The organism is Cupriavidus sp. SK-3, assembly GCF_000611145.1.
Classification (GTDB): domain Bacteria; phylum Pseudomonadota; class Gammaproteobacteria; order Burkholderiales; family Burkholderiaceae; genus Cupriavidus.
The window spans coordinates 45,748-70,955 of the sequence record NZ_JFJV02000051.1 but is presented as its reverse complement, the minus strand read 5'-3'; the positions used below and the strand labels follow the sequence as shown (position 1 = coordinate 70,955).

Below are 25,208 nucleotides of genomic sequence, written 5' to 3'. Positions count from 1 at the left end.
ATGCGGCATCGCCGCATCCCCCGTTTCGTTAACATCCACCCTATGACAGTCAACGCACCTGTCGCGCGTCCGCCAGGGGAGGTGCGAACTCCCGCTCGCGTCGCCTAACATGCGCGCGGGCGCACGCCATGACGGGCAGGTGTGAGACCCTTCACAAGAGGCAGGAGGCAACGAATGAAAATGAACTTTGCGCGCACGATGGGGAATCTCGCCGTGCGCTTCGGCGACCGGGAGGCCCTGGTCAATATCGAGCGCCAGCGTCGATACACGTTCCGCGAGCTGCACGCGCTGACCAACCGTATCGTCAACATGATGCGCGACCGTCTGCAGCTGCGCCGCGGCGATATCGGCCTGTGCATCCTCGAGAACGACAACATTGCCCTGCTGCATGCATGGACCGCGCTCAAGGGCAATGCGGCCCTTGCCTACACCAACTATCGCGACGCGCAGGAAGAACACCGCTGGCAGGTGGATTTCATTCGCCCCAAGGTGGTCTTCATCGAGAATGCGCTGCTCGACCGCTACTTCGACATGCTGCGCGGCCAGGGCGTGACGGTGGTCTGCATGGACCCTCCGGCGTCCCTGCCCGCCGTGCAACATGAAGGCCTGCTGTACTTCTGGGACCTGCTGGACGGCGTGTCGGATGAGAACCCCGGCATCGAGAACGACATGCGCGAAGACGCGCTAGTCTACCGCTTCACCGGCGGAACCACCGGCAAGAGCAAGTGCGCCGCGTACACGATGGACAACTGGATGGCCATGCGCGATTCCATGTACATGGAAAGCGAGCAGGTCTATGACGCCGACACGCGCTTCCTGCATATGGCGCCGATCAGCCATGGGTCCGGCCTGGGCCTGCTGCCCACGTTGTTCCGCGGCGGCTGCACGGTGACGCAGAACATTCCCGACCTGGCGCAACTGTGCCGCAACATCGAGGCCGAGAAGATCACGAACACGCTGCTGGTGCCGACGATGATCTACCGGATACTGGAAATGCCCGAGGCCACGCAGTACGACCTGTCGTCGCTGCGCACGCTGGCCTACGGCGCGGCACCGATGAGCCCCGCCAAGCTGCGCCAGGCGCAGCAGCGCTTCGGCAACATCTTCATGCAGATCTACGGCGCGACCGAGATCCTGCATGCGGTTGGCCTGCTCGGCAAGGCCGACCACCTGACGGCCTCGGACAAGCAGCTTGGCTCCGCGGGGCGCATCGTGCCCGGCGTCGAGATCATGGTGGTCGACGAGGAGGGCAAGGAACTGCCACAAGGCTCGACCGGCGAAATCTGGCTGCGCTGCCGCGGCACCATTTCAGGCTACTACAACGACCCCGAAGCGACGGCGGCGGAGTTCCTGAACGGCTTCTGGAAATCGGGCGACCTGGGCTACATCGACGATGAAGGCTTCCTGTACCTCGTCGACCGCAAGAAGGACATGATCATCACGGGCGGCTTCAACGTCTACGCGGTCGAGGTGGAAGCGGCGCTGAACTCGCACCCGGCGGTTTCCAACTCGGCAGTGATCGGCGTGCCGCACGAGGAGTGGGGCGAGGCGCTGCACGCGGAGGTGGTGGTCAAGGCCGGCGCGCAGGTGACGGTCGACGAGCTGATCGCGCATGTCAAGGGCAGGCTGGGCCGTTTCAAGATACCCAAGTCGATCGTTTTCGTCGAGGCGCTGCCGGTCAGCGTGGTCGGCAAGGTGCTTCGCCGCCAGGTGCGTGAGAAGTACTGGGAGGGCAAGGGGCGGCGGGTGTCGTAATTCCTGCGCGTCTTGTGGCTATACTGCGGCCCGGCTGGAAGCGGAATGGCTCCATCCGGGCCCTTTTTTGTGATGGCCGCTGCAGTACTGCGACGAGCGCCTGCCGCCATGTACGGCCGGCAGGCGCTGCGCGCTTCAGCTTGGGTCAGGATTGGGCGTCACCACCTTGAACCACGAGGGGTAGGTATCGAGCATTGCCAGCAACTGCTCCAGCGCGTCCCGCCGGCCCGACAGCACCAGATCGCCCGACGCCACTACGACTGGCTGGATGTGGGGCGCTCACGCGCATGCCGCGCTACGCCGACCACTCGCGCGAGACCGTCACCATCATCCCGCAAGTGAAGGCAGCCTCAATGAACCGTGGAGAGAACCCCCGGATATGGAGGTCAAGGTCGGCGCTACAGGCGGGCAGGTCAACCCGGTGCACCCTGCGCATGGTCACTGCACCGGCTGCGCTTTCGGAAATTGCCACTTGCCTGACTGAGCTTCGGCGCGGGGCCTGTACAGTCGGACCATGTAGTTCCACCCCTGCATGACCGGCAGGCAGTTCGCCACCTGGCCTTCGCATCCGCCGAACTGCACGGTGACGGAGCCGTCCTCGCCCTTCTTGCCGGTGACGCTGTTGATGGTATAGGCATTGAGGGGGTTGGCCTCATAGTAGCCCTTGGCGTTGTAGACGCTGACTGACCAGAATCCGTCTACCGGCACTTTCCCGACGACCAGCCTGTGCACGGTCGAGCCGTCGTTTCGTGCGGGTACGACGTTCAGGTAGATGGCGTCCTTTTGCGGATTACCGCCCCAGGCCGATGCCGCCCCGATCAGCCGCCTGACCGGATCGACCTGGCCCTTCGGCCCGAATGCGCGGTTCGTGTCCGGCAATGTGCTGGCCAGCACAAGCAAGGCGTCGCGCACGATCTTCTGGCTGGCCGGATCCCAGTTCGGCACCTCAAATGTGCCTCTGGCCTTATGGTCGACCCCGATGGCGTCCTGCAGCGCATGGACCCGCTGCACGTCGGCGGGATCATTAGGGTCGACAAGGATGCGCACACCGGCCAGCACATAGCGGGTGCCAATGCTCTGGCGCGTCAGGACGTGGCGTCCGGCGCCGTATGCAACGAATGGCGTGTACTGGTCTTCGTCAAGCACCTGCATCGAGAGGAAACGCTTGCCCGGGTCCGGCAGGGTGATCGTAACCGGGCCCGCGTCAAGATCGAAAATGGCCGCCGAGTAAAGCGTGTCGCGGTTCAGGCGGATCACGTTCTGGCGGTTGATGGGCGTGATCTCACGGTCGTGCTCGAACCTGCCGAATCCCTCTTTCCTGACGATGCCGGCGAAATTCAGGTCCGTCTCGGCGCGGACGAAATTATCGGGCGTTACGGCGAGTGGGGGTGGTGCCACGCTCTGGGCCTGAGCCGCGAATGCCAGGCCGCACGTCAAAGATATCGCACATAGCTTGATTGAAATCGCCATGGTGAGTTCTCTCCAGGTTTGTCAGAGCTTTTCGATGTCAGGCAATTGCCAGGTCTTGTCGAACAGCGGTTGTTCCGGACCGTAGAGTCGGAACAGCACCTCGAACTGGCCTCCCGGGCGGGTGCGCACCCAATTCGATTCCTTGCCAGGCGGCGATGTCGGACCGAAATAGAGATCGACCGAGCCATCCGTGTTCTTCTGCAGCCCTTGCGAATTTGAGGCACGGCTCAGGCGTGCCTGGTCCCGGATCAGGGCATGCGTCGCGCGGTCGTAGACCGTCGCGGACCAGTAGAGGCGGACTGGCGCCTTCGGTGGCACGCTCAGCCGATAGGTGCTCGCCCCATCGAGAGGCTGGCCGGCCTTGTCCTTGAGCGTCAACAGGTAGAACTGCCCCTGGCCCAGATGCCTGGCACTGAAGAAGCCGAAGGTGTACATGACACCGCGGCCACTGGTGGGATAGCTGGCGGCTTTGCCGAAATTGCTTCCCAGGCCTTCAAGCACTTCCGGCGAAACCGGCACGGCCCAGCGGCTGCCCGGGAAGTACGTATTCGTGAAGGCCGCTTCATAACTGGCCTGGAGCCAGGCGTTCGCCTCGGTGATGGCCTGCCTGAGGGTTGCCTGCGTCTTCTGGTCGGGGGCGAAGATCTTGCCCTGTTCGATGCCGATCGACTTCAGCATGTCGATCATTGCCTTGTCGCGTTCGATCCATGGCTCTCGTTGCACAAAGCGGTCCAGCAACTGGTAGAAACGCAGGTCATAGGGGATCGTGCTGTCGTAGACCGTGTTGGCTGCGTCAATGAACCGCGTTGCCGGCGGGTGCGTGGCCTGGGCGAGCGGATACAGGCCTATCTTGCGGCCATAGGCCGCGGCCTTCGCGATGTCGGCGCTACTGCTGCTGGCAACGTTGGATCGCAGCAGTGCATAGCCCGCGTAGGTGGACGACGTCAGTGGGATGAAGCCGGCCGGTGGCTTCCCCTGATAGCCCGGTGGCAGGATCAGGTACTTGCCGCCCTTGCCCTTGTCCACGCCAGCCGGACCGACGTCTTCGAGCGCGGTCTGCCAGCCGTCGTCGATGCTCCCGGTGATGGAAGCGTTACCTTCGGCGGGGGGGATCTCCAGGACCACGGGGCCGTTGCGCGTGTCGTAGAACGGCATCAGGTAGATGACATCGGGATTGGGCGTCAGGGTCTGGTTCTTCCAATCCGGCAGCCGCGACCAATAGACGATCTGGTTCCAGTCGCCCCCCGCGTCGGCCAGTCCGTCGCGCAGCCGCTCGAAATTCACCGCCGGAACGCCCCAGATCGCGGCTTCGACGGCGCGGCGATGAACCATGCGCTGGTCCAGATCGGCGACCGCTTGTCCGTCGGCCGGCGGCCCGGAAATCACCGGACTGGGTCCGCTCTGACAAGCCGTGATGAAAACCACGGCGCCCAGAAGACAGACATAACGAAACGGCAATCCATGCATGTGGTGCCCCGGCTTCATTGAGATTGACAGAGTGATTGTATGGGGAAGCCCGGCGGGGCGGTAATCCGATATTTCCCGCCCTCCCGATGGGAGAGGGGCGCGGACGTATGGATCTGGGCCTAATTTGGTGGCTGTCCCGGGAAAAGGGAGGCGGGAACCGCGCAGGACGCGAAACCCGACAGACCCATACATGTTCGAACACTCAGAAGGAGTAGAGGATGCAATTGCCCCGCTTGCTATTGATCCTGGTTGCCGTCGCGGCGTCACTGTTGATTGGCGCCTGTCAGCACAAGCTTCCCAACGTGACAGGCGCGCCAGCCGCGACCCGGCAAGCGAAGGTCTCCGATCAGGACATCAGCGACGCCTACATCTATCTGCTCGGACGCCTCCTCGTGCTGCGCCAGCAGCAACTGGACTTTCGCGAGGGCATGAGCTGGAACCAGCTGGTGCATCGCAAACCGGGCGCGGTGGACTGGCCGAATCCCAACCTGGATGTGGCCTATTCCGAGGCCTGGGTCGCCGTGGATGAGGACAGCTGCACCATCGTCACGGTACCGAAGATTACGGACCGCTATTACACGGTGCAGTTCCTGAACGGCTGGGGCGAGACGCTGGCCAATATCAACGACCGTACCTTTACCAGTCGGCCCAGCGGCGACTTTGCCGTATGCCTGCGCGGCGCCAATGTCGCGCTGCCGGCGAACGTGACGCGGGTGGACCTGCCGGCGCGCTATACGCGCGTGCTCTCCCGCGTTGAGCTGGGCGCGGACTGGAAGCAGGCCGATGCACTGCAGCACCAGTTCAGGATGCGGGCGACCGGCACGCCACGCTTGCCCCGCATTCCGCAAACGCCTGTGTTCGACTTGCGCAACTTGCCGGGCGTGGAGGCATTCGACGTTGCCGATCTGGCGCTTGCGAGCGAGCCGGACCTGAACCCCGGCATGGAACCGTTGCAGGCGAAGGTGCGTGCCATTGCCCAGTCCATCGCCAACCCCGACGAACGCGCCCGCGTGGACGGCGTGATCCGCCAGCGTGCCTTTGCCGACTTTGCCAAAGCCAGCCGGACCATTGGCCCGGGCACCGTGCGCAACGGATGGGCGCGTGCTGCCGTGTCGGGTGCCTATGGCAGCGACTACCTGAGCCGTACCCTGTTCAACCATGGCGGGATATGGGTCAACACATTCGACGAGGCCAACTACTTCCGGGGCGCGGTCGACAGTGCCGGCGCGCCGCTGGACAGCAGCCACACCTATTCCCTGACGTTCCCGAAGGAGCAACTCCCCGCTGCGCAGGCGCGCTACTTCTGGTCGGTCCTCGCCGTGGATTCCCGGCACTTCCGTGTCTTGCCGAATCCCATGAATCGCTTCCTGCTCAACAACCAGTCGCGGTTGCAGTACGGCAAGGACGGATCCCTGACCCTGTACTTCGGTCCGCAGAAGCCGGAAAACGCCCCGGAGGGCAACTGGCTGCCGACGCCGGCTGGCCAGCAGTATCGGCTGATGCTGCGGTTCTACGGACCGAAGGACGGCGAGGCGGCCCGCAAGTATGTGCCGCCGCCCATCGTCCGGCTGTCGTGACGTCATAGCAGGCAGGAGGCGCGTAACCACGCTCGCACTGCGTGTTTGCTTCGCTCTCTCCCGCTTGCGGGAGAGAGCGTACACAAACGGGAATTGAGAGATTGGTTTCCTTGCGGCCCGTGAGGCCGCTTTGCATCGTTCAACACCACGCGAGCGTGGATAAGGGGATGAATATGTCAGTGAAGTTCTTGCATGCGACGGCTTGCGCCATGTTGGCTGCCGTTGTGCCCAATGTGCACGCCCAGGTTGATGCAGGCGTGCCGGTGGCTGTGACGGTCGACAATTTCACGCGCGCCGAGTCGGACCGTTACTTCGGGTTTACCGTCAAGCGGGGCGGCTTCGGCAAGTTTTCCCATTTCCGCGAACTGGTGCCGGTGGACAGCCAGACCGTGGTTCGCCCGAATCGCGACACGTTGTACTCCACCGCCGTATTCGATCTCGATGCAGGGCCGGTCACCGTCACCATGCCGGATGCAGGCAGCCGCTTCATGTCGCTCGCGGTGCTGGACGAGAACAGCCACGTCCTTGGCGTGCACTATCGTGCCGGCAGCCATACCTTCACCCGGAAGGAGATCGGGACGCGCTATGTCATGCTGGGCGTGCGCACGCTGATCGACCCGGGCAAGGCGGACGACGCGAAGCAGGCCTGGGTGCTGCAGGACGCCATCCATGTCAGCCAGCCGAATGGTCCTGGCCGTTTCGAAGTACCTGACTGGGACAAGGCCAGCCAGGATGCCCTGCGCAAGATGCTGATCGCGCTGGGAACCACCATACCCGATTCGCGGCGGATGTTTGGCGGCAGCGGGCAGGTCGATCCGGTGCGCCACCTCATTGGCAGCGCTATCGCATGGGGCGGCATTCCGGAGAAGGACGCCTTCTACCAGATTGTCACGCCCGAGCGCAACGATGGAACGACGAACTACCGCCTCGACGTCCCTACCGTGCCGGTCGGCGCGTTCTGGTCTGTCAGTGTGTACGACGCCTCGGGCAAATTCCATCGCAACGCGCTCGACGCTTATTCCATCAACAGCCTGACGGCGAAGCGGGGCACGGACGGCGCGGTCTCGATCCGCTTCGGCGATTGCGGCCAGGATGCGACGAACTGCCTGCCGGTCATGCCGGGCTGGAACTACATGGTCCGCTACTACCTGCCGCAGCCGGAGATCCTTCAGGGCACGTGGAAGTTGCCGCCGCCGCGGCCGGTGTCCTGAGGGTGCGGCCAGCGCGTGACCGCGCGCGACGAAAGGAAAGGCATGGGGGGCGTTTCAATGCCCCCCATGGCGTTTACCCTGCCCGCCTTTGCTGCGTCCCCTCCCGAAAGTGGAGGAGAGCGCGCCGAAGCCACTGCGTATCGTCAACCGCGTCCACTGGCGGTCTTTGCGGTGGACCCGCGCCGGACCCGGCGCCGGACTATATGACAATACCTATAGGAGACAACATGACGAAGCTGTCACGCACGCTCGATGTGCAGCAGTGCATCAACGAACACCGGTTTTCGCGGTACCAGTGGGGAATCCTGGTTACGTGTTTCCTCCTTATCGCCATCGACGCCTATGACAGCGTTGCCATCGGCTTTGTCTTGCCGGTGCTCGTGCGCGAATGGGGAACGACAAAGTCAGCGTTCGGCCCCGTGCTGAGCGTGGGGGTGCTGGGGCTGGCGCTTGGCGCGCTCATCGCAGGGCCGCTGTTCAACCGCACCAGCCCGAAGACGGTGATGATCGGCTCGATGATGATGTTCGGGCTGTGCAGTCTCGGGACCATGACGGCCGACTCGCTCGTGTCGCTTGGCGCCTGGCGCTTCTTCACCGGCGTTGGCGTGGGCGCTGCTGTGCCCGGCGCGGTGACGCTGATATACGAGTATGCGCCGGCACGCATGAGCGCCTTTCTCGTCAACACCATTGCCTGCGGCGCCCTGATCGGCGCATCGTCCTGCGGACTGGCCGCCGCGGCCGTCGTGCCGTCGCATGGCTGGACCAGCGTCTTCCTCATCGGTGGCATCGTGCCGGTCGTGCTGGCCCTGTTCATGCTGGTCAGCATGCCGCAGCCTCTGCAGTTCATGGTCCAGCAGGGCTATCCGGCACCCGCGATCGCCGCGGTGCTGCGGCGCATCGCACCTGAGGCGGAGATCGCCGACGACACGCGTTTCGTGCTGCCGGCAGCGCCCGAGCCCGGCAAGGCAGGCGTCGCCGTGGTGCTCTCCAGGCAACTGCGCACAGGCACGGCCATGCTGTGGATCGCCTATTTCTTCGGCACCTTTGCCTACTATCTGCTGCTGGGCTGGCTGCCGACGCTGGTGCAGGATATGGGCGCCTCGCTGCAGAATTCGACCCTGATCACCGTGCTGCTGACCGTTGGCGGCATCTTTGGCACCTTCGCGTTCGGCTGGCTGATGGACCGCTTTGACAGGAACAACGTGATTGCCGGCGCCTTCGTGCTGGGCGGGCTCGGCATGTGGCTGGTCGGGCAGCAGAAAGGCGACCTGGCCTGGGTGGCCACGTGTGTGTTCCTTGGCGGCATCGGCCTGAGCGGCGCACTGATGTCGATGGGCGCGGTGGCAGCGGCATTCTATCCGGCCAGCGGCCGTTCTACGGGGATCGCGTGGATGCATGGCGTCGGCCGGTTCGGCGGCATCGCCGGCCCGATGGCCGGTGCGCTGATGCTGCGCGATGGCTTCAGCCTTGCTACGGTCTTTACCGTGGTGATGGGGTTCGTACTGGTCTCCTCCGTGGCGCTCATGATCAAGGGTGCCGCGGCCCGGCGTGCCGCGGATGGCGCGTTGCGGCCAGAATCCGTGTAACGGTTGTTCTTGTGTGCTGCCCTTCTGTCGCGTGGCTTGTCGCGGGGGGAGGGCAGTTTCTATTTGGGATTGTCCTATGTCTGATTTACAAGGCAAGGTTGCCGTCGTGACCGGGGGCGCGGCCGGGATCGGCCGTGCGGCCGCGTTGCGGCTTGCCGCTGCTGGCGCGCATGTCGTCGTCGCGGACCGGGCGGAGGCGGCGGGCCGGGAGGTCATGGCCGAGATCGGCAAGGCGGGCGGTCAGGCGATCTTCCAGCGCGTGGATGTGAGCCGGGAGGAAGACTGTGCGGCGATGGTCGAGACGGCACTCCGGACCTTCGGCGGGCTCGACATCGCCTTCAACAATGCGGGCATCTCAGGCCGCATCGCCCGGACCGAGGATCAGGGGCTGGAGAACTGGCAGGCGGTCATCGGCGTCAACCTGACCGGCGTGTTCCACTGCATGGTGCACGAGCTGCGGGCCATGAAGGCGGGCGGTGGCGTCATCGTCAATACCGCATCGGTCGCCGGGCTGAAGGGCGCGCCGTACAGCGCCGCGTATTCTGCTTCCAAGCACGGGGTAATTGGCCTGACCCGTTCCGCCGCCAGGGAGTACGGCAAGTATGGGATCCGGATCAATGCGATCTGTCCGGGCTATATCCGGACCGCAATGGCGGACGAGATCGCCGCGGGCTCCGCGCCTGGAAGCTCGGGTGCGCTGGTCGCGGCCTCCGCACTGCGCCGGCCCGCCGAGGCGGAGGAGGTGGCCGAACTGGTGCTGTGGCTCAGTTCGGAGAAGGCGTCATTCGTCACTGGCGCGCACTACGTCGTCGACGGAGGCCTGACGACGTGAAGGGCCCGCAACGAACGGCTCAGGACGCAAGACAGGCCTGAGCCGTTCGCTGGGGCTTATCCCCTGGAGGCGTCGCCGTCCGCGCCGAACGCAGTCCACCCGCCGTCAACCGGCAGCGTGGCGCCGGTCACGTACGAAGCCCATTCCGAGGCGAGAAACGCGACCGCCTTCGCCACTTCGACGGGATACCCCAGCCGCCCCATCGGCGTGCGGCGCTCCAGCGAGGTGACATCGAGCCGGCCAGCGCTCGTCATGGCATCGAGCGGGGGCGTGCGGATGATGGCCGGTGCGACGCCGTTGACGCGGATGCCCTTCTGCGCCCATTCGCAGGCCAGCGAGCGCGTCAGCATGATCGTGCCGGCCTTGGAGGCGGTGTAGGCGGCAATGCCAGGCCCGCCCCCGAGGCCATAGATCGAGGCGATGTTGACGATGGCCCCGCCGCCCCGCTCGAGCATGTGCGCGCCGACCGCCCTGCACATCAGCCAGGTGCCGGTGAGGTTGACGTCGATGGTCCGCTGCCACGTTGCCGTTTGTTGTTTCACGGTGCGACTGGCGGGCTCGAGGATCCCGGCGTTATTGACCAGGATGTCGATCCCTCCCATGTGCGCGGCAGCCTCGGCCGTGATGCGGAGCACATCCGCTTCCGACGACACATCGCCGCGAAGCATCTTGCGCCCGGGCACATCGGCGGCGGGATTCAGGTCGGAGGAGCAGACAAGGGCGCCGTGCTCAGCAAAGAATTCCGCGATGGCCGCGCCGATCCCGCTGGCGCCGCCGGTCACCAGGACCCGCTTGCCGCTGAAGTCCATGGGCGGGCTTTGGCTGGCGCCGTTTTTCATGGTGTTCCCCATTGCGTCGCTCCGCTCATTGGCCGGTGAACGCCGGCTTGCGCTTGGCCAGCATGGCATTGACCGCCTCGCGGTGGTCGTCCGACTTGCTGGCCAGCCATTCGTACGACATGCAGGTATCCATGATGGAGTGGGCGAGCTGCTTGAGGCCGACGTTGACGGATACCTTGGTCCAGCGGATGGCTTGCGCGGCCCCGGCGGCCAGGCGGTCCGCGAACTGGTTGACGCGTTCGTCGAGTTCCGCGGCCGGCACTGCATGGTTGATGAGGCCGATGCGCGCCGCCTCCGTTGCCGTCAGCGCGTCGCCGGTCAGCAAGTACTCCTTGGCCCGGGCATAGCCGATCAGTTGCGGCCAGATGATGGCGCCGCCGTCGCCTGCCACCAGGCCCACATTCACGTGCGGATCGGCGAACTTCGCGGTGTCGGCGGCGAAAATCACGTCGCAGAACAGGGCAATGCTGCAGCCCAGGCCGATGGCCGGGCCGTTCACCTTGGCGATGATCGGCTTCTCGCAATCGAGCTGGGCGAAGACGATTTGCTTGCCTTCGCGTGCCGTCACCCGGAACGCAGCCGGATCGTCGAAGCCAGCCTTCACGGCCTCGAGGTCGCCGCCGGCGGAAAAGGCGCGGCCGGCGCCGGTCAGGACGATGACTTCCGATTCGGGATCGTTGTTGGCATCGATGAAGACCCGGGCCATCTCTGCGTGCAGGCCGCCGTTGAAGGCGTTGAGCTGCTCCGAACGGTTGAGGGTGATTTCGAGCACCTTGCCGCGCCGGGCGAAGCTGATGTGCTGGTAGTCGCTGAAATTCATGGTGTCTCCTCCATGTTGATGGGTGTGTGCCACTGTGTCCGGAGGACGATAGCCAGTGCGTCTTCGGTACGTCCCCTCTCTGAACGGCGGGGGGCGCGTTTGTGGCGCATGGTCGGCGCTGAATCTCATGAATGTTTTGCATGATGCACTTTTATTCTGCCTGCCTTTCCATCCCTCCCTGCCACCGACGGCAAAAAAGGGAGGGGCGGACGTGCCGTACCCCTCCCTAAGATGACCCGGCAAGCGCAAATCAGGACGCTTTGCTGGAGAGGGGAATCTGCATGTCTGACAACACGGTGCTACTGGAGAAGGTCGGTGGAACGGCCGTCATTACGCTGAATCGGCCGCACAGGAGGAATGCGCTCGACGATTCCATCAAGGCGGCGATGGCGGACATCGTCAGCGCAGTCAGGGAAGACCGGTCGGTGAGCGCGGTCGTGTTGACCGGCGCCGGCGGGAACTTCTGCGCGGGGGCGGACCTGGGCGACGGCGGCGCGGACGCCGAGCGCGGGTTCTACGTGCGCGACCTGCTGCTGGACCACCACGGCTGGTTCACCGAGCTGACCGACCTGGAGAAGCCGGTGATCTCCGCCGTCGACGGCTTTGCGACCGGGGCCGGCCTTTCGGTGGCGCTGGCGGCGGATTTCATCATCGCCAGCGACCGGGCGCGTTTTGTGTCGAGCTTCGCTCGTGTCGGCTTTGTTCCCGACCTGTCGCTGATGTACGTGCTGCCGCGCCGGGTCGGCCTGGTGCGCGCCAAGGAGATCGTCTTCTCCGCGCGCGAAATCCAGGGCGAAGAAGCCGTGGCTATCGGCCTGGCCGAGGCCGTGGTGCCGGCCGACCGCCTGCGCGACGCCGCTATCGAATTCGCGCAACGTTTCGAGAAGGCTCCGACCCACGTGCTGGGCATGGCCAAACGCATCATGAACCGGACCTTCGAGACCGACCGGCATGCGTTGCTCCAGCTCGAAGCCGCCGTGCAGGGCCTGTGCGCGGCCAGCCAGTACAACGCCGAGGCGGTGCGGCGTTTCTTTTCGAAGGAAGCACCGCTCTTTCCGGGCACCCAACGCCTGTTCTGACGGGAATCCACCGATTTCCGCCTGTATCTATTCATTGCAAAACACTCAAGGAGAAAGACATGACGCAGAAAGTCGTCGTTGCCGGCGTGGGCATGATTCCGTTCAAGAAGCCTGGCCAGAGCGATCCGTACACCGTGATGGGGGCGCAGGCCGTGCGGCTGGCGCTGGCGGACGCAGGCGTGGGCTATGAGTCGGTCCAGCAGGCCTATGCGAGCTACATCTTTGGCGATTCCACCGGCGGCCAGCGCGTGCTGTATGACATCGGCATGACCGGCATCCCCGTCATCAACGTCCACAACAATTGCGCCAGCGGGTCGACCGCCCTGTTCCTGGCGAACCAGGCCATCGCCAGCGGCATGGCCGACATCGTGCTGGCTTTTGGCTTCGAGCAGATGAACCCGGGCGCGCTGGGTACGATCTACACCGACCGGCCCGCCCCGCTGGAACTGTTCAACCGTGCGTGCGAGAGCGTGGTGCCGGACGGCGTGGCGCCTGCCCTGCAACTGTTTGGCGCCGCTGGCCTGGACCATATGAAGCGTTTCGGCACGCCGGTGGAGACCTTCGCCAAGATCCGCGCCAAGGCCAGCCGCCATGCCTTCAACAACCCGATGGCGGTGTTCCGCACGGTGGTCACCCCTGAGGAAGTGATGGCCGAGAAAGTGATGTGGCCCGGCGTCATGACGCGTTCGATGGCATGCCCGCCGACCTGCGGCGCGGCCGCTGCGGTGCTGTGCAGCGAAGCCTACGCGAAGAAGCATGGCCTCGACACGCGTGTTTGGATCGCCGGCCAGGCGCTCACCACCGACGGTGCCGAGACATTCAATTCGGGTGACCTGCGCCACCTCGCCGGCTTTGGCATGTCGCGTGCGGCGGCCAACAAGGTGTATGAGATGGCCGGCATCGGCGCCGAAGACGTGAACGTGGTCGAACTGCACGATTGCTTCGCGCAGAACGAACTGCTCACCTACGAAGCGCTCGGCCTGTGCCCGGAAGGCGGCGCCGCGAAGTTCGTCGACGATGGCGACAACACCTACGGCGGCAAGTACGTGGTCAACCCGTCGGGTGGCCTGCTGTGCAAAGGGCACCCGATCGGCGCCACCGGCCTTGCCCAGTGCACGGAATTGGTCCAGCAACTGCGCGGCCAGGCGGACAAGCGCCAGGTGGAGAACGCGCGCGTGGCCCTGCAGCACAACGTCGGCATCGGCGGCGCAGCGGTCGTCACCATGTACCGGAAGGACTGACGGAGACGTGCATGGACTTTCAAGTTGATCCGGGACTGGAGGCGTTTCGCCAGGAAGTCCGCCAGTTCCTGCGGGACAAGGTGCCTGCAGACCTGAAAGGGCTGCCGCGCTGCACGCGCTCGCCGCGTGAGCAGATCCTGCGCTGGCAGAAGCTACTGCGGGCGCATGGCTGGGGCGCGCCTTACTGGCCCTTGGCGCACGAGGGCACGGGCTGGTCGGTGGAGCAGATGCTGGCGTTCGACGACGAATGCACGGCGGCCGGCGCGCCCACGCAGGACGGCTTCGTGCAGAAGATGCTCGGTCCGGTGCTGAACGCGTTCGCCACGCCGGCTCAGAAGGCCGAGCACCTGCGGGCAGCCCTCGATGGCGAGCGGCTCTGGTGCCAGGGCTTTTCCGAGCCTGGCTCGGGCTCCGACCTGGCCTCTCTCAAGACCCGTGCCATCCGCGACGGTGACCACTATATCGTCAACGGCCAGAAGATCTGGACCAGCTACGCGCACCAGGCCGACTGGATCTTCCTGCTGGTAAGGACCGACACGACGGGCAAGAAGCAGGCCGGGATCAGCTTCCTGCTGGTCGACATGAAGACGCCCGGCATCACCGTGCGTCCGATCCGCAGCATCGACGACGCGCACCACCTGAACGAGACCTTCTTCGACAACGTGCGCGTCCCGGTGATGAACCTGGTCGGCGAGGAGGGCGCCGGCTGGAACATCACCAAGTTCCTGCTCAATAACGAGCATGCGACGACCGCGGACTTGCCGGATCTCATGCGCTACATGCGCGAACTGCGGCGGCTCGCGACGACGCTTCCTGCTGGCGGAGGCAAGTTGATCGACCGGCCGGAGTTCGCGTTGAAGCTGGCGCGGCTGGATGCCGAACTGCGGGCGATCGGCATGATGGTGCAGCGCGTCGCCAGGCTGGAGATGACGCACAATCCGGCTTCGCACGTGTTGGGCTCGATGCTCAAGCTGCGTGCAACGGACCTGCAGCAGCGCATCACGGAAGCTCAGGTGGAGGCGCTGGGCGACTACGGCGCGGTGGCGTATGCGCATGTGCATGAACCGGCGCCGGTGCAGCCGTATCCGCTGCAGGCCATGGCACGCGGCATTGCCAACGACATGTTCCTGCGTCGTGCCGCGACTATCTACGGCGGCACAAGCGAGGTGCAGCGCAGCATCGTCGCGAAGATGATGTTCCGGCTTTAACAGCCGCTACCCTGTGCTCTGGAGAGAAAATGGCCTCAAATGAAAGCGGTCCGCTCAAGGGCCTGCGCATTCTGGAAATCGCCGGCCTTGGCCCGACCCCGGTCACCGGCATGATGCTGGCCGACCTCGGCGCCGACGTCGTCCTGGTCGACCGCTTGCAGCCGGGCCCGGAAGACCTCGATGTCGGCAGGCACGCGATCCAGAATCGCGGCAAGCGCTCGGTTGCCGTCGACCTCAAGACGGCCGAAGGTGTCGAAACCGTGCTGCGTCTGGTGGAGCAGTGCGACGCGATGATCGAAGGGATGCGCCCCGGCGTGATGGAGCGGCTCGGGCTGGCCCCGGACGTCTGCCTGGCGCGCAATCCGAAACTGGTGTACGGCCGCATGACCGGCTGGGGACAGGACGGGCCGCTGGCGCAGGCCGCGGGCCATGACCTGAACTACGTGGCGCTGTCGGGCGCCCTGTGGTGGTCCGGCCAGCCCGGCGAGGCGCCCATGTCGCCGCCCAGCCTCGTGGGCGACATCGGTGGCGGCACCATGTACCTGATGGTGGGCCTGCTGGCCGGCATCATGAGCGCGCGCACGACCGGCAAGGGCCAGGTCATCGACGCGGCCATCGTGGATGGCAGCGCGCACATGATGAACCTGATCCTGGGCCTGAAATCGGCCGGCGTGTTCGCCAATCAACGGGGTAGCAGCCTGCTCGATGGTCCTCACTGGTATCGCACCTATCGCTGCGCCGACGGCAACTTCGTCACGATCGCCTCGGCCGAGCCTCGCTTTCACAAGCTGTTGCTGGAAAGGCTCGGCCTGGCCGGCGACCCGGCGTTCGCCACGCAGCACGACAAGACGCTGTGGCCGCAACAGCATCAGCGCTTTGCTGCCTTGTTCGGCACCAAGACACGCGATGAGTGGTGCGCGCTGCTGGAGGGCACCGATGCCTGCTTCGCCCCGGTGCTGAATCCCGACGAGGCCTCAGCGCATCCGCACATGGTCGCCCGTGGCGTGTACACCGAGATCGATGGCGTCCTGCAGGCCAACCCGGCGCCTCGCTTCTCCGGCACGCCGGCAGGACGAGTCGGGAAGGTTCCACAGCGTGGCGAGCATACGGCATCCGTGCTCAAGGACTGGTGCAACGCCGCCTGAGCACGATCGCCGATACAACACGCGGGACATGCCCGCGAAAGGAGAGAGACATGACGGACAACAACAAGGTCCTGTTCGAGAAGGAGGGCAAGACCGCTGTCATTACCCTGAACCGTCCCCAGCGCAGGAACGCGCTCGACGAGGAGTCCAAGCAACTGTTGGCCGCCGCCATCCGTAGGGCGCGGGAAGACCGGGACGTCCGTTCCGTGGTGCTGACGGGCGCAGGGGGGCACTTCTGTTCCGGCGCCGACCTCAACGGCGGCGGGGAAGAGGGCGAGATGCCATTCCTCGTGCGCGACGCGCTGCTCGGCGCCCACCGCTGGCATGCGGAACTGATGGACCTGGAGAAGCCGGTGATCTCCGCAATCGACGGCTTTGCCGTCGGCGCGGGGCTGTCGCTTGCGCTGGGGGCGGATTTCATCATCGCCAGCGACAAGGCTCGGCTGGTGTCCAACTTCCCACGCATCGGCTTTGCGCCGGATCTCGGGCTGATGTACATCCTGCCCCGGCTGGTCGGGCTGGTGCGCGCCAAGGAGATCGTGTTTTCCGCACGCGAGATCCTGGCCGACGAGGCGCTGGAGATTGGCCTGGTGCAGGCCGTGGTGCCGGCCGATCGTCTGTGCGAGACAGCCATCGAGTATGCCCGGCGCTTCGACAATGCCCCGACGCACGTGCTCGGGATGGCCAAGGGGATCATGAACCGCACGTTCGAGACGGACCGGCATGCTTTGGTCCAGCTGGAAACCGCGGTGCAAGGATTGTGCGCAGCCAGCAGCTACAACGCCGAGGCCGTGCGGCGCTTCTTCGCCAAGGAAGCGCCGCTCTATCCAGGCGCTGAACGGCTGTTCTGACACGACGCCTGGCCCGCCCGTCCACAAGGGGAGGTGAAGGCGCGGACGCCAGCAACGTAACGTGGCAGTCAGGCTATCGGGAACGCTGGCCTCTTCGCCAGCCCCGGTCCGGTCTTATTGCCGTATTGAGCAACCGGCTTGCGTGGCCGGACTACCGATCACGCAGGCTTTTCATCATCCAGTACTTTGGAGTAACACCATGACAATTCGCTTTGACGGCCGTGTGGCCATTGTGACGGGTGCCGGCAACGGCCTGGGCCGCGTGCACGCGCTGGAACTGGCCCGCCTCGGCGCCAAGGTCGTGATCAACGACTTCGGCGGCAGCCGCGACGGCAAGGGCGGCTCCTCCGACGCCGCGCTGGCCGTGGTCGACGAGATCCGCAAGGCGGGCGGCCAGGCCATTGCCAACGGCGCCAACGTTGCCGACTTCGAGCAGGCCACCGCCATGGTCGAGCAGGCCAAGGCCGAGTTCGGCCGCATCGACATCCTGATCAACAACGCCGGCATCCTGCGCGACAAGACCTTCTCCAAGATGGAGATGGCCGATTTCCGCGCCGTGGTCGACGTGCACCTGATGGGCTCGGTCTATTGCACCAAGGCCGTGTGGGAGACGATGCGCGAGCAGAACTATGGCCGCGTGCTGATGACCACGTCGGCGGCCGGCCTGTTCGGCAACTTCGGCCAGACCAACTACGGCGCGGCCAAGATGGCCGTGGTCGGCCTGATGAACATGCTGGTGACCGAAGGCAAGAAGAACGACATCCGCGTCAACACGCTGGCACCGATGGCGGCCACGCGCATGACCGAAGATGTGCTGCCTGAAGACATTCTCAAGGCGACCGGCCCTGAGCAGGTGACGCCGGGTGCGCTCTATCTGGTGAGCGAGGAAGCGCCCAACAAGGTTATCCTTGGTGCCAGCGGTGGCGTGTTCTCGGCCATCCGGCTGCAGGAGACCACCCCGGTGTACATCCCGCGCAAGGAACTGTCGCCGGATGCCGTGGCGGCCCACTTCGCGCAAATCAACGACTGGAGCAACTCGGCCCATCGCGACGACGCCAACCAACAGGTGCATGCGTTCGTCACCACCATGATGCAGCACGCCAAGGCCGCCTGACCAGGAAGAGCCTGACGCGTTGTCCCGAGCAAGGGAATCCTGGCCTGAGGTCGGGGTTCCCTTTGTGCACTGGAATGCCCGATCCGCATCGAAGCGCTTTGCTTACGGTGCGGACTGAGAAGAAAAGGAGACAGACGATGAAGACGAATTTTGCCCGCCTGTTCGCCAACCTGGCACTGCGCTTCGGTGACAGGGAGGCGCTGGTCAATATCGAACGCAACCGCCGCTACACCTACCGCGAGTTCCATGCCGTGACCAACCGCATCGTGAACATGATGCGCGAGCGCCTGCAGCTGCGCCGCGGCGATATCTATCTGTGCGTGCTCGAGAACGACAATATGTCGCTGCTGCATTTCTGGACGGCGCTCAAGGGCGACGCGGCGGCGGCCTATACGAACTTCCGCGATGCGTTCGACGAGCACCGCCGCCAGGCCGAATACGTTCGTCCCAAGGTGGTGTTCATCGAAACCGCGTTGCTGGACCGCTACTACGGCATGCTGCGAGACCTGGGCGCCACGGTGGTGTGCATGGACCCGCCGGCGGAGCCACGCGACGGTCTCCTCTATTTCTGGGACCTGGTGGAAGGCGTGGGCGATCACGATCCTGGCGTCGAGAACGACGCGAACAAGGACACCCTCGTCTATCGGTTCACGGGCGGCACCACGGGCGCCGGCAAATGCGCCCAGTACACCATGGACAACTGGCTGGCCTGCCGCGACACGATGTTCATGGAGGCCGAACAGGTCCAGCTGCCCGACACCCGCATGCTGCATATGGCGCCGATCAGCCACGGTTCCGGCTTCGGGGTCCTGGCGACGCTGTTCCGCGGCGCCTGCACCGTGACGCAGAACCTGCCGGACCTGGCACTGATGTGCCGGAATATCGAAGCCGAGAAGATCACGATGACGCTGTTGTTGCCTACGTTGATTTACCGGCTGCTCGACATGCCAGAGGCGACAAGCTACGACCTGTCGTCGCTGCAGACCGTTGCCTATGGCGGTGCGCCGATGAGTCCGGCCAAGCTCCGGCGGGCGCAGCAGCGGTTCGGCAACGTCTTCGTCCAGTACTATGGCGCGACCGAAAGCCTTCAGTCCGTCGGCATCCTCGGCAAGAGCGACCACCTGGGCGCGACCGAGAAGCAGCTGGGGTCTGCCGGCCGCCTGCAACCGCACGTCGAGGTGAGGATCGTCGACAACGACGGCAACGATGCCGCCGCGGGCACCGTCGGTGAGATCTGGGCGCGCAGCCGCGGCGTGATCTCGGGCTACTACAAGAACCCGGAGGCGACGGCGGCCGAGTTCGAGGACGGCTTCTGGAAGTCGGGCGACCTCGGCTATATCGACGAGGAAGGCTTTGTCTACCTGGTAGACCGCAAGAAGGACATGATCATCACCGGCGGTTTCAACGTCTACGCGATCGAGGTGGAAGCGGCGCTCAACGCGCACCCGGCGGTGTCGATGTCGGCCGCTGTCGGGGTGCCGCACGACGAATGGGGCGAGGCGGTCCACGCCGAGGTGCAACTGCGCCAGGGCGCGGAAGTCAGCGAGCAAGACCTGATCGCGTTCGTCAAGGAGCGGCTAGGCCGATTCAAGGGGCCCAAGTCGATCACGTTTGTCGATGGGCTGCCCGTCAGCGTGGTCGGCAAGGTCTTGCGTCGGCAGGTACGCGACAAGTATTGGCAAGGCAAGGATCGCCACGTGTCGTGAGCAATCGGGCCGGAGTGCCCTGAAAGCCAGCGCGGCGCCCTTGGGGCGCCGCGCTGGCTTCATGCCGGGGAGCGGCGCGTCCGGGCCTACCCGACAGCGACATCGCGCAGCGATGCCATGTCGATCACGAAGCGGTACTTCACATCGTTGGCCTGCATGCGCCGGAAGGCCGTGTTGATCTCGCGCACGTCGACCATCTCGCAGTTCGGCAGCACATTGTGCCTGGCGCAGAAATCCAGCAGTTCCTGCGTGGCCGGCAGGCCGCCGATCAGCGAGCCCGAGATCGAGCGGTTGTTCATCACCAGCAGCGCGCCGTGGATCGGCTCCAGCGGCTCCAGCGCGCCCACCAGCACCAGCACGCCGTCGCGCCCCAGCAGCATCAGGTAGGGATTGACGTTGTGCTTCGCCGGGATGGTGTCGAGGATGAAGTCGAAGCGGTTGGCCGCCGCCTGCACGGCCTTGGGATCCTTCGACAGCAGGACATCGGTGGCGCCGAGTGCGCGGGCGTCATCGGCCTTGCTGGCGGAGGTGGTGATCACCGTGACCTCCGCGCCCAGTGCCACGGCCAGCTTGACCGCCATGTGCCCCAGGCCGCCAAGGCCAACCACCGCCACCTTCGAGCCCTTGCCCACGCCGTGGCGGCGCAGCGGGGTCCAGACGGTGATGCCGGCGCACAGCAGCGGGCCGGCAAATCTCATGTCGAGGGCGTCGGGCACGCGCAGCACGAATTTCTCGCGCACGACGATACTTTCCGAATATCCGCCGTAGGTGATGTCGCCGGTATGGCGATCCTTGCCGTTGTAGGTGGCGGTCAGGCCCTTGCTGCAATTTTGTTCGTGACCATCGTCGCACGACGGGCAGTCCTGGCAGCTGTCGACCATGCAGCCGACGGCGACCCGGTCACCCACCTTGTATTGGCGGACTTGCGGCCCCACGGCGGTGACGTGGCCGACGATCTCGTGGCCGGGCACGCAGGGATAAACGGTGCTGCCCCAGTCGTTGTCGACGGCATGTGCGTCCGAGTGGCAGATGCCGCAGTAGTCGATGGCGATGGCGACGTCGTCGGCACGCAGCACGCGACGCTCGATGTCCATCGGGGTGAGTTCGGCGTGCGCCTCGCCGGCGCCGTAGGCTTTGCAGGTGGTCATAGTGGTGGGGTCGGGATGGGAGAATGGGAAAGATCCGGCCGAAAGAGAGGCCGGCCGGATCAGGACATGCGCTTAAGCCTCGATGTTCGGACGCATCCACGGCGCCGGCGACGTCTCGGGCGAGGCGATCTGGTTGGAGATCCACTTGCCCATGCGGCGCAGCGGCTCGATGGCGTCCTGTGGTGCGGCCCACTTCATCGCGGCCGCGTAGCCAAGGGATACGATGCGCTGCGCGCCGTACAGAGGCAGCTTGTCCTTCAACTCATCCTTGATGCTCTCCGGGTAGATGCCGACGGTCTGCGTGTACGCATCCACTGCCGCCATCACTTCGTCGAGCGAATCGACCGGCACGAGATTGGCGGTGCGGTCGTCGAGCAGGGTGGCAAAGGAAACCGGCTCCGGAATCTGCGAACAGATGATCGCGCCTTCTCCGTCCTTGCCGCCGATGACCTGGTACCACTCGTCATCGAGCCGCAGGGCGTCCACCTCGGCCTTCAGCTTCTGGTCGTACCGCTTGGGCGCGGTCGAGAGCGTGTTGGGCAGGCCGAGCATGGCGTCGTAGACATGGCGACCGAAGGCATTCAGTTTGCGCAGGCCTTCCTCGTCGGTGCCGCTTTGCACGTAGACCACACGGGCGCAGACGCAGCCCTTCTGGTTCAGCGCGCCAATGTCGCTGGCCAACCGCAGCGCGGCTTCGCGCATGGTGTCTTCGCTGGCGAAGGTGTCACGCCCGATGATGCTGGCGCTGCGCTTCGGATCCAGCGAGATCAGTTCCAGACCCGGCTGGATATACTGGGTCACGTGCTTCATCGAAGCGTAGCCGCCCCAGGCCACGATCTTCTCCAGGTTCTGCGGCTGGTACAGGCGCTCCTCGAACGCCTTGTCGCCGCCTTTCCAATAGGCCACGCTCAGGTGGCACGTCAACGGATGGTCGGGCGCCATATCGATCATGGTGCGGGCGATGGCCAGCGCGGTGAACGGGTCGTTGGACGGCGCCTTGATGATCGCGTCGCTGCGCAGCACCATGTTGCGGATGATGGTGAGCAGCGACAGGCTGGGAGCGTTGCCCGCGACAATATGCAGCGCGCGCGCGCCAAAGCAGCGAACTTCCAGTTCGGTGCCATCGATCAACTTCTGCTGCACCCAGCCTTCCAGGAACCTGATGCCGACCGTGCTTTCCACCGCTTCTGTGATCGCCTCGCGCGACAGCATGTTGCGCAGGCCCATGTAGGTGCCCTTGACCATGGTTGGGGTCACCGGCGCGGTGTGGTAGGAGAGCGCGCAGGCTTCCTGCAGGTGCGGGTTGGTGGCGAGATCCAGGCGCTCACCGAGTGCTTCGGCGTAGTCGAGGATATCGTTGAAGCTCAATTTGTACAGGTCGGCAAGGCGGGCCGGGTTGCCGAGCGGCAGCTTGTCGAGATACTTGCGGGCATCCGGCGTCAGGAATGTCAGGTCGCCGCCGCGGCCGCCGACTTCGACGAGATTGTCGGTGATGACAGTGCCGCGGATGACCATCGGCGCGATGGGAAGGGGCTTGGGTTGGGACATGTTTGGGCTCTCGTTCTCGGTACTCGTTATTGCTCGATGGTGTTCAGGAAGTCCATGGCCTCGCGGTGCGAGTTTTCGGTGGCGGCGCAGGTGATCTTGTCGTCGCCGCCGTTCTTCTCGCTGTAGCGCTGCACGCCGCCGGCCACGTAGCGGCTCGGGCGGCCGCAGGCGCAGGGCTTGTCCCATTCCACGGTGACCTCGTCGCCGGTGATGAAGCCGCCCCAGTGGATATCCGCGCCCAGATCATAGAAGGCGGCGCGGCCCGTCACACGGCCTTCGCGCGGCAGAGGCTTGCTGGTTTCCGGATCCAGTACGAACGGGATCACGGTATGCGTGAAGTGGAAATTGCCGTGCTCGCAGCGCGGATTCGAGCCGCTGACCAGTTCCGACATGGCGTAGGTCTCGTTCAGGTGGCTGACGCCCGTGAAGCGCAGCACGTCTTCCCGCCAGCCCTCCGGCTGCACCACGCCCTTGGCCCCGCCGGTGGTGGTAATGAAGGAGTCCGGATGGAACATGCCCTCCAGTCCACGCTCGAGACCGGCCTTGGCCATGCCGTGAAGCAGGTTCCAGGTCGCGCCGATATAGACGCGCTTGCCGCGCAGCTTCGTCGCCGCTTCCTCGAAGAATGCGGCGAGATGCTGTGGCGTCTCCGCCTGTAACTTGTCGAATGCCTTCTTCTTTTGCAGCAGGTCCGGGCTGATCTCAAGGCGGTCAAGCGTGCCCCTGGCATGGGCGGCGCGGATCTTCGCGCCGAGGTGGAGCATGTCGCTGGAAAGCGTGGCTGGGTACGCGGGGTGGAAATTCCGCTCGCCCGGCAGCAGCGCGCGGATCATGAACTCGTTGGCGCGTACGTGGCTCAGGTAGCCCTTGTGGAAATAGGGGTAGACGGTATGCAGGTTCGGGTCCGGCATATCGGCCCCTTCCTGTTTCCACACGAACAGCTTGCGGATGGCGGCTGCCTTTTCCCACTCGCGCACGCTGTTTGGAAGGAAGGAGACGGTGCCGGAGGTGCCGGAAGTGTGGCTTATCCGCAGTTCCGGCACGGCCCGGTCCATGGCGGCGAACCATTCGTCGAGCCCCTGGCAGCCGCTCACGTCAGCGGCGGCGATACGCTCGGCGATATCCGGCGTGACCAGCTTGCCCAGCCACTTATTGATCTGGCCGAATCTCTTTTTTTCGAGCAGGGAGGGCGGATAGGATTTGAAGACGGTGTGCTCGAACAACAACGGCACGGCGTCGTTGAGCTGATCGATCTGCGTCACGCACTCGGCGTCGGCGAGCTTCTTCAGCACCGGCACGCTATCGCGCAGCAAGGCGAAGCGGCGCCTGAGCGCCGCAAGCTGGATGGCATCGACTTCCTCCCGAGGCAGGTGTTGCCACGCCTCGCAGCTATGGTTGGCAAGAGCCGCGGGGTCGTTCAGCAGCAGGTCGGCTTTCTTTTCTAGGGACATTTCCGCAGTGGACATGGACATAACTCGCTAACCGAAATAGGGATCCGACAAGGGAAAGGGGGCGAGGCCATCCGTTCGGAAAAGACGCTCGCGGTTTGCCGGCAGGTCAGTATATGAGCGCGAAAGTCGATTTCCTCTCCGGATTCCGGTGCTCGATTTCTTGTTTTAACTTATTGATTTAAAAGAAAAATTGTTTATCCGCGCGGAGAGGCTCTGTTTTCGCGGCAGGCCGGTGGCGGATACGGATTGCGTTGCCGATTACGTCCGGAAAGGGAGGGGATTCGGCAAGCAATTTGCAGGCAAGCTGAACAGCTTGCCTCGGTCATATCGGGCGTCCGCACCCCGTCTCTTCCACTTCTTCGCGCGCCCGCCATGACATTCCGCAGAAATCCCAACCCCGCAGAGATGCTGCAGGTCGCAGTGCCAGCCAGGCCGCGCAAGCGTCCGCGCCAGGAACGCTCGGTCATACTCGTGGATGCGCTGAAGAAGGCGGGATGGGAGATCCTGGAAAAGGAAGGGCGCGATGCGCTGTCGCTGGAGCGGCTGTCCGTGCGCGCCGGCGTGGCCGTCAGTTCCATCTACGAGTACTTCCCGACGATGGAATCGCTGGTCGTCGCCATTTTCGATGACTTTCGTGCCAAGGCGCGGAGGCGGCTGGTGGAAGAGATTCAAGAGCTGCCGCCATCGACGAAGCTGTTGGATGGCATCATGTTGTTGCTCGATATTGGGATTCCGATGCTGCACAGGTGGGTGCAGCTCGACCGAGAAATGTTCGTCAAGTCATCGCAATACGATGAACTGGTGCGACTGGATCTGGTGAAGCCGGACCAGTACTGGACGTCCATGGCGACGGACGCATTGATGGAACGTTTCCCCGACGAGGTGCTGGCGCGCAATCGCGCCAAGGCGCGCTTCATGGTGTTTCACGCTATCCTGGCACTGCCGCGCGCGATGGCGCTGATGCGCCCCGAATACCTCTTAGAGCCGGATACGAAGGTCCTGCTGGCTCGCATGCTGCATGCCTTGCTGACCACCGGAGAAGGCGATAGCGTCAGCGGGCCTGCAAGATCGTGTGCGCGATGACGGCGTGCCCGAGGGCAAGATCGCGCCTATAGTCGGATGGGCCGCCGGAGCATTGTCAGGTTGCCAGATCTGTCGCG

The 25,208-nt window shown here is 64.7% G+C and carries 21 protein-coding genes; 13 read left to right on the top strand and 8 right to left on the bottom strand.

Features of this window, described 5'->3' with window-relative positions; genetic code table 11:
* Nucleotides 1-174 precede the first annotated feature (174 nt).
* Nucleotides 175-1,755, top strand: coding sequence for a class I adenylate-forming enzyme family protein (locus CF70_RS05860; RefSeq protein ID WP_035861683.1), 1,581 nt, complete (start codon nucleotides 175-177; stop codon nucleotides 1,753-1,755).
* Nucleotides 1,756-1,890: 135 nt separating this feature from the next.
* Here the strand turns inward: CF70_RS05860 and CF70_RS35715 are convergent, their stop codons facing one another.
* The 3 genes from CF70_RS35715 to CF70_RS05850 all read right to left on the bottom strand — a co-directional run bounded on the left by CF70_RS35715 (nucleotide 1,891) and on the right by CF70_RS05850 (nucleotide 4,557).
* On the bottom strand, nucleotides 1,891-2,010 hold the full coding sequence (locus tag CF70_RS35715) for an alkyl sulfatase C-terminal domain-containing protein (protein WP_160172231.1): 120 nt from the start codon (nucleotides 2,008-2,010) through the stop codon (nucleotides 1,891-1,893).
* 183 nt (nucleotides 2,011-2,193) lie between these two features.
* Nucleotides 2,194-3,153: a DUF1254 domain-containing protein gene (locus CF70_RS05855; protein ID WP_235184901.1), complete on the bottom strand. Its 960-nt coding sequence runs from the start codon at nucleotides 3,151-3,153 to the stop codon at nucleotides 2,194-2,196.
* 93 nt (nucleotides 3,154-3,246) lie between these two features.
* Nucleotides 3,247-4,557 (bottom strand): DUF1254 domain-containing protein, encoded by a 1,311-nt coding sequence (locus CF70_RS05850; RefSeq protein ID WP_051648068.1) that lies wholly within the window; start codon nucleotides 4,555-4,557, stop codon nucleotides 3,247-3,249.
* Nucleotides 4,558-4,910: 353 nt separating this feature from the next.
* On the opposite strand from CF70_RS05850, the gene CF70_RS05845 reads away from it, so the two are divergent.
* From CF70_RS05845 to CF70_RS05830, 4 genes are all read left to right on the top strand, one after another.
* Entirely contained in the window at nucleotides 4,911-6,269 is a 1,359-nt protein-coding gene (locus CF70_RS05845) for a DUF1214 domain-containing protein (RefSeq protein WP_035861681.1), read from the top strand.
* A 173-nt stretch (nucleotides 6,270-6,442) separates the two neighbouring features.
* Entirely contained in the window at nucleotides 6,443-7,480 is a 1,038-nt protein-coding gene (locus tag CF70_RS05840; RefSeq protein WP_081862036.1) for a DUF1254 domain-containing protein, read from the top strand.
* A gap of 227 nt (nucleotides 7,481-7,707) precedes the next feature.
* Complete coding sequence (locus CF70_RS05835) at nucleotides 7,708-9,066, top strand: MFS transporter (RefSeq protein WP_035861678.1); 1,359 nt, start codon at nucleotides 7,708-7,710, stop codon at nucleotides 9,064-9,066.
* A gap of 76 nt (nucleotides 9,067-9,142) precedes the next feature.
* The gene (locus tag CF70_RS05830; RefSeq protein WP_035861675.1) at nucleotides 9,143-9,898 is read left to right on the top strand and encodes an SDR family NAD(P)-dependent oxidoreductase; all 756 of its coding nucleotides are present in this window, start codon (nucleotides 9,143-9,145) and stop codon (nucleotides 9,896-9,898) included.
* Between the two features lie 56 nt (nucleotides 9,899-9,954).
* On the opposite strand, the gene CF70_RS05825 is transcribed toward CF70_RS05830, so the two are convergent.
* Both CF70_RS05825 and CF70_RS05820 read right to left on the bottom strand, forming a co-directional pair.
* Nucleotides 9,955-10,737 carry an SDR family NAD(P)-dependent oxidoreductase gene (locus CF70_RS05825; protein ID WP_235184900.1) on the bottom strand — a complete coding sequence of 261 codons (783 nt, stop codon included), beginning with the start codon at nucleotides 10,735-10,737 and terminating at the stop codon, nucleotides 9,955-9,957.
* A gap of 25 nt (nucleotides 10,738-10,762) precedes the next feature.
* Complete coding sequence (locus CF70_RS05820; RefSeq protein WP_035861673.1) at nucleotides 10,763-11,557, bottom strand: enoyl-CoA hydratase/isomerase family protein; 795 nt, start codon at nucleotides 11,555-11,557, stop codon at nucleotides 10,763-10,765.
* Between the two features lie 281 nt (nucleotides 11,558-11,838).
* Between CF70_RS05820 and CF70_RS05815 the strand changes: the two genes are divergently transcribed.
* The 7 genes from CF70_RS05815 (at nucleotide 11,839) to CF70_RS05785 (ending at nucleotide 19,901) form a co-directional block, all read left to right on the top strand.
* Nucleotides 11,839-12,636, top strand: coding sequence for an enoyl-CoA hydratase/isomerase family protein (locus tag CF70_RS05815; protein ID WP_035861670.1), 798 nt, complete (start codon nucleotides 11,839-11,841; stop codon nucleotides 12,634-12,636).
* Between the two features lie 59 nt (nucleotides 12,637-12,695).
* The gene (locus CF70_RS05810; protein ID WP_035861667.1) at nucleotides 12,696-13,877 is read left to right on the top strand and encodes a lipid-transfer protein; all 1,182 of its coding nucleotides are present in this window, start codon (nucleotides 12,696-12,698) and stop codon (nucleotides 13,875-13,877) included.
* Between the two features lie 11 nt (nucleotides 13,878-13,888).
* Nucleotides 13,889-15,085 carry an acyl-CoA dehydrogenase family protein gene (locus CF70_RS05805; protein ID WP_035861666.1) on the top strand — a complete coding sequence of 399 codons (1,197 nt, stop codon included), beginning with the start codon at nucleotides 13,889-13,891 and terminating at the stop codon, nucleotides 15,083-15,085.
* Nucleotides 15,086-15,114: 29 nt separating this feature from the next.
* Complete coding sequence (locus CF70_RS05800; RefSeq protein ID WP_035861663.1) at nucleotides 15,115-16,230, top strand: CaiB/BaiF CoA transferase family protein; 1,116 nt, start codon at nucleotides 15,115-15,117, stop codon at nucleotides 16,228-16,230.
* Between the two features lie 50 nt (nucleotides 16,231-16,280).
* Complete coding sequence (locus tag CF70_RS05795) at nucleotides 16,281-17,081, top strand: enoyl-CoA hydratase/isomerase family protein (RefSeq protein ID WP_035861661.1); 801 nt, start codon at nucleotides 16,281-16,283, stop codon at nucleotides 17,079-17,081.
* Nucleotides 17,082-17,280: 199 nt separating this feature from the next.
* The gene (locus tag CF70_RS05790; RefSeq protein WP_035861659.1) at nucleotides 17,281-18,195 is read left to right on the top strand and encodes an SDR family NAD(P)-dependent oxidoreductase; all 915 of its coding nucleotides are present in this window, start codon (nucleotides 17,281-17,283) and stop codon (nucleotides 18,193-18,195) included.
* 137 nt (nucleotides 18,196-18,332) lie between these two features.
* Entirely contained in the window at nucleotides 18,333-19,901 is a 1,569-nt protein-coding gene (locus tag CF70_RS05785) for a class I adenylate-forming enzyme family protein (protein WP_035861657.1), read from the top strand.
* An 86-nt stretch (nucleotides 19,902-19,987) separates the two neighbouring features.
* Here CF70_RS05785 and CF70_RS05780 read toward each other — a convergent pair whose 3' ends face one another.
* The 3 genes from CF70_RS05780 to CF70_RS05770 form a co-directional block, all read right to left on the bottom strand.
* Complete coding sequence (locus tag CF70_RS05780) at nucleotides 19,988-21,049, bottom strand: NAD(P)-dependent alcohol dehydrogenase (RefSeq protein WP_035861655.1); 1,062 nt, start codon at nucleotides 21,047-21,049, stop codon at nucleotides 19,988-19,990.
* Nucleotides 21,050-21,121: 72 nt separating this feature from the next.
* Nucleotides 21,122-22,597 carry an acyl-CoA reductase gene (locus CF70_RS05775; protein WP_035861652.1) on the bottom strand — a complete coding sequence of 492 codons (1,476 nt, stop codon included), beginning with the start codon at nucleotides 22,595-22,597 and terminating at the stop codon, nucleotides 21,122-21,124.
* A gap of 26 nt (nucleotides 22,598-22,623) precedes the next feature.
* A complete protein-coding gene (locus CF70_RS05770) occupies nucleotides 22,624-24,063 on the bottom strand; it encodes a hypothetical protein (RefSeq protein WP_035861745.1) in 1,440 nt (479 codons plus the stop codon).
* 456 nt (nucleotides 24,064-24,519) lie between these two features.
* Between CF70_RS05770 and CF70_RS05765 the strand changes: the two genes are divergently transcribed.
* A complete protein-coding gene (locus CF70_RS05765; protein WP_235184899.1) occupies nucleotides 24,520-25,131 on the top strand; it encodes a TetR/AcrR family transcriptional regulator in 612 nt (203 codons plus the stop codon).
* Nucleotides 25,132-25,208: the final 77 nt, after the last annotated feature.

Bases quoted from the DNA above. Each gene is read 5' to 3' on its own strand.
- CF70_RS05860 (WP_035861683.1), top strand. From the start codon at position 175: ATGAAAATGAACTTTGCGCGCACGATGGGGAATCTCGCCGTGCGCTTC.
- CF70_RS05850 (WP_051648068.1), bottom strand. From the start codon at position 4,557: ATGGTTCATCGCCGCGCCGTCGAAGCCGCGATCTGGGGCGTTCCGGCG.
- CF70_RS05845 (WP_035861681.1), top strand. From the start codon at position 4,911: ATGCAATTGCCCCGCTTGCTATTGATCCTGGTTGCCGTCGCGGCGTCA.
- CF70_RS05840 (WP_081862036.1), top strand. From the start codon at position 6,443: ATGTCAGTGAAGTTCTTGCATGCGACGGCTTGCGCCATGTTGGCTGCC.
- CF70_RS05835 (WP_035861678.1), top strand. From the start codon at position 7,708: ATGACGAAGCTGTCACGCACGCTCGATGTGCAGCAGTGCATCAACGAA.
- CF70_RS05830 (WP_035861675.1), top strand. From the start codon at position 9,143: ATGTCTGATTTACAAGGCAAGGTTGCCGTCGTGACCGGGGGCGCGGCC.
- CF70_RS05825 (WP_235184900.1), bottom strand. From the start codon at position 10,737: ATGAAAAACGGCGCCAGCCAAAGCCCGCCCATGGACTTCAGCGGCAAG.
- CF70_RS05820 (WP_035861673.1), bottom strand. From the start codon at position 11,557: ATGAATTTCAGCGACTACCAGCACATCAGCTTCGCCCGGCGCGGCAAG.
- CF70_RS05815 (WP_035861670.1), top strand. From the start codon at position 11,839: ATGTCTGACAACACGGTGCTACTGGAGAAGGTCGGTGGAACGGCCGTC.
- CF70_RS05810 (WP_035861667.1), top strand. From the start codon at position 12,696: ATGACGCAGAAAGTCGTCGTTGCCGGCGTGGGCATGATTCCGTTCAAG.
- CF70_RS05805 (WP_035861666.1), top strand. From the start codon at position 13,889: ATGGACTTTCAAGTTGATCCGGGACTGGAGGCGTTTCGCCAGGAAGTC.
- CF70_RS05800 (WP_035861663.1), top strand. From the start codon at position 15,115: ATGGCCTCAAATGAAAGCGGTCCGCTCAAGGGCCTGCGCATTCTGGAA.
- CF70_RS05795 (WP_035861661.1), top strand. From the start codon at position 16,281: ATGACGGACAACAACAAGGTCCTGTTCGAGAAGGAGGGCAAGACCGCT.
- CF70_RS05790 (WP_035861659.1), top strand. From the start codon at position 17,281: ATGACAATTCGCTTTGACGGCCGTGTGGCCATTGTGACGGGTGCCGGC.
- CF70_RS05785 (WP_035861657.1), top strand. From the start codon at position 18,333: ATGAAGACGAATTTTGCCCGCCTGTTCGCCAACCTGGCACTGCGCTTC.
- CF70_RS05780 (WP_035861655.1), bottom strand. From the start codon at position 21,049: ATGACCACCTGCAAAGCCTACGGCGCCGGCGAGGCGCACGCCGAACTC.
- CF70_RS05775 (WP_035861652.1), bottom strand. From the start codon at position 22,597: ATGTCCCAACCCAAGCCCCTTCCCATCGCGCCGATGGTCATCCGCGGC.
- CF70_RS05770 (WP_035861745.1), bottom strand. From the start codon at position 24,063: ATGTCCACTGCGGAAATGTCCCTAGAAAAGAAAGCCGACCTGCTGCTG.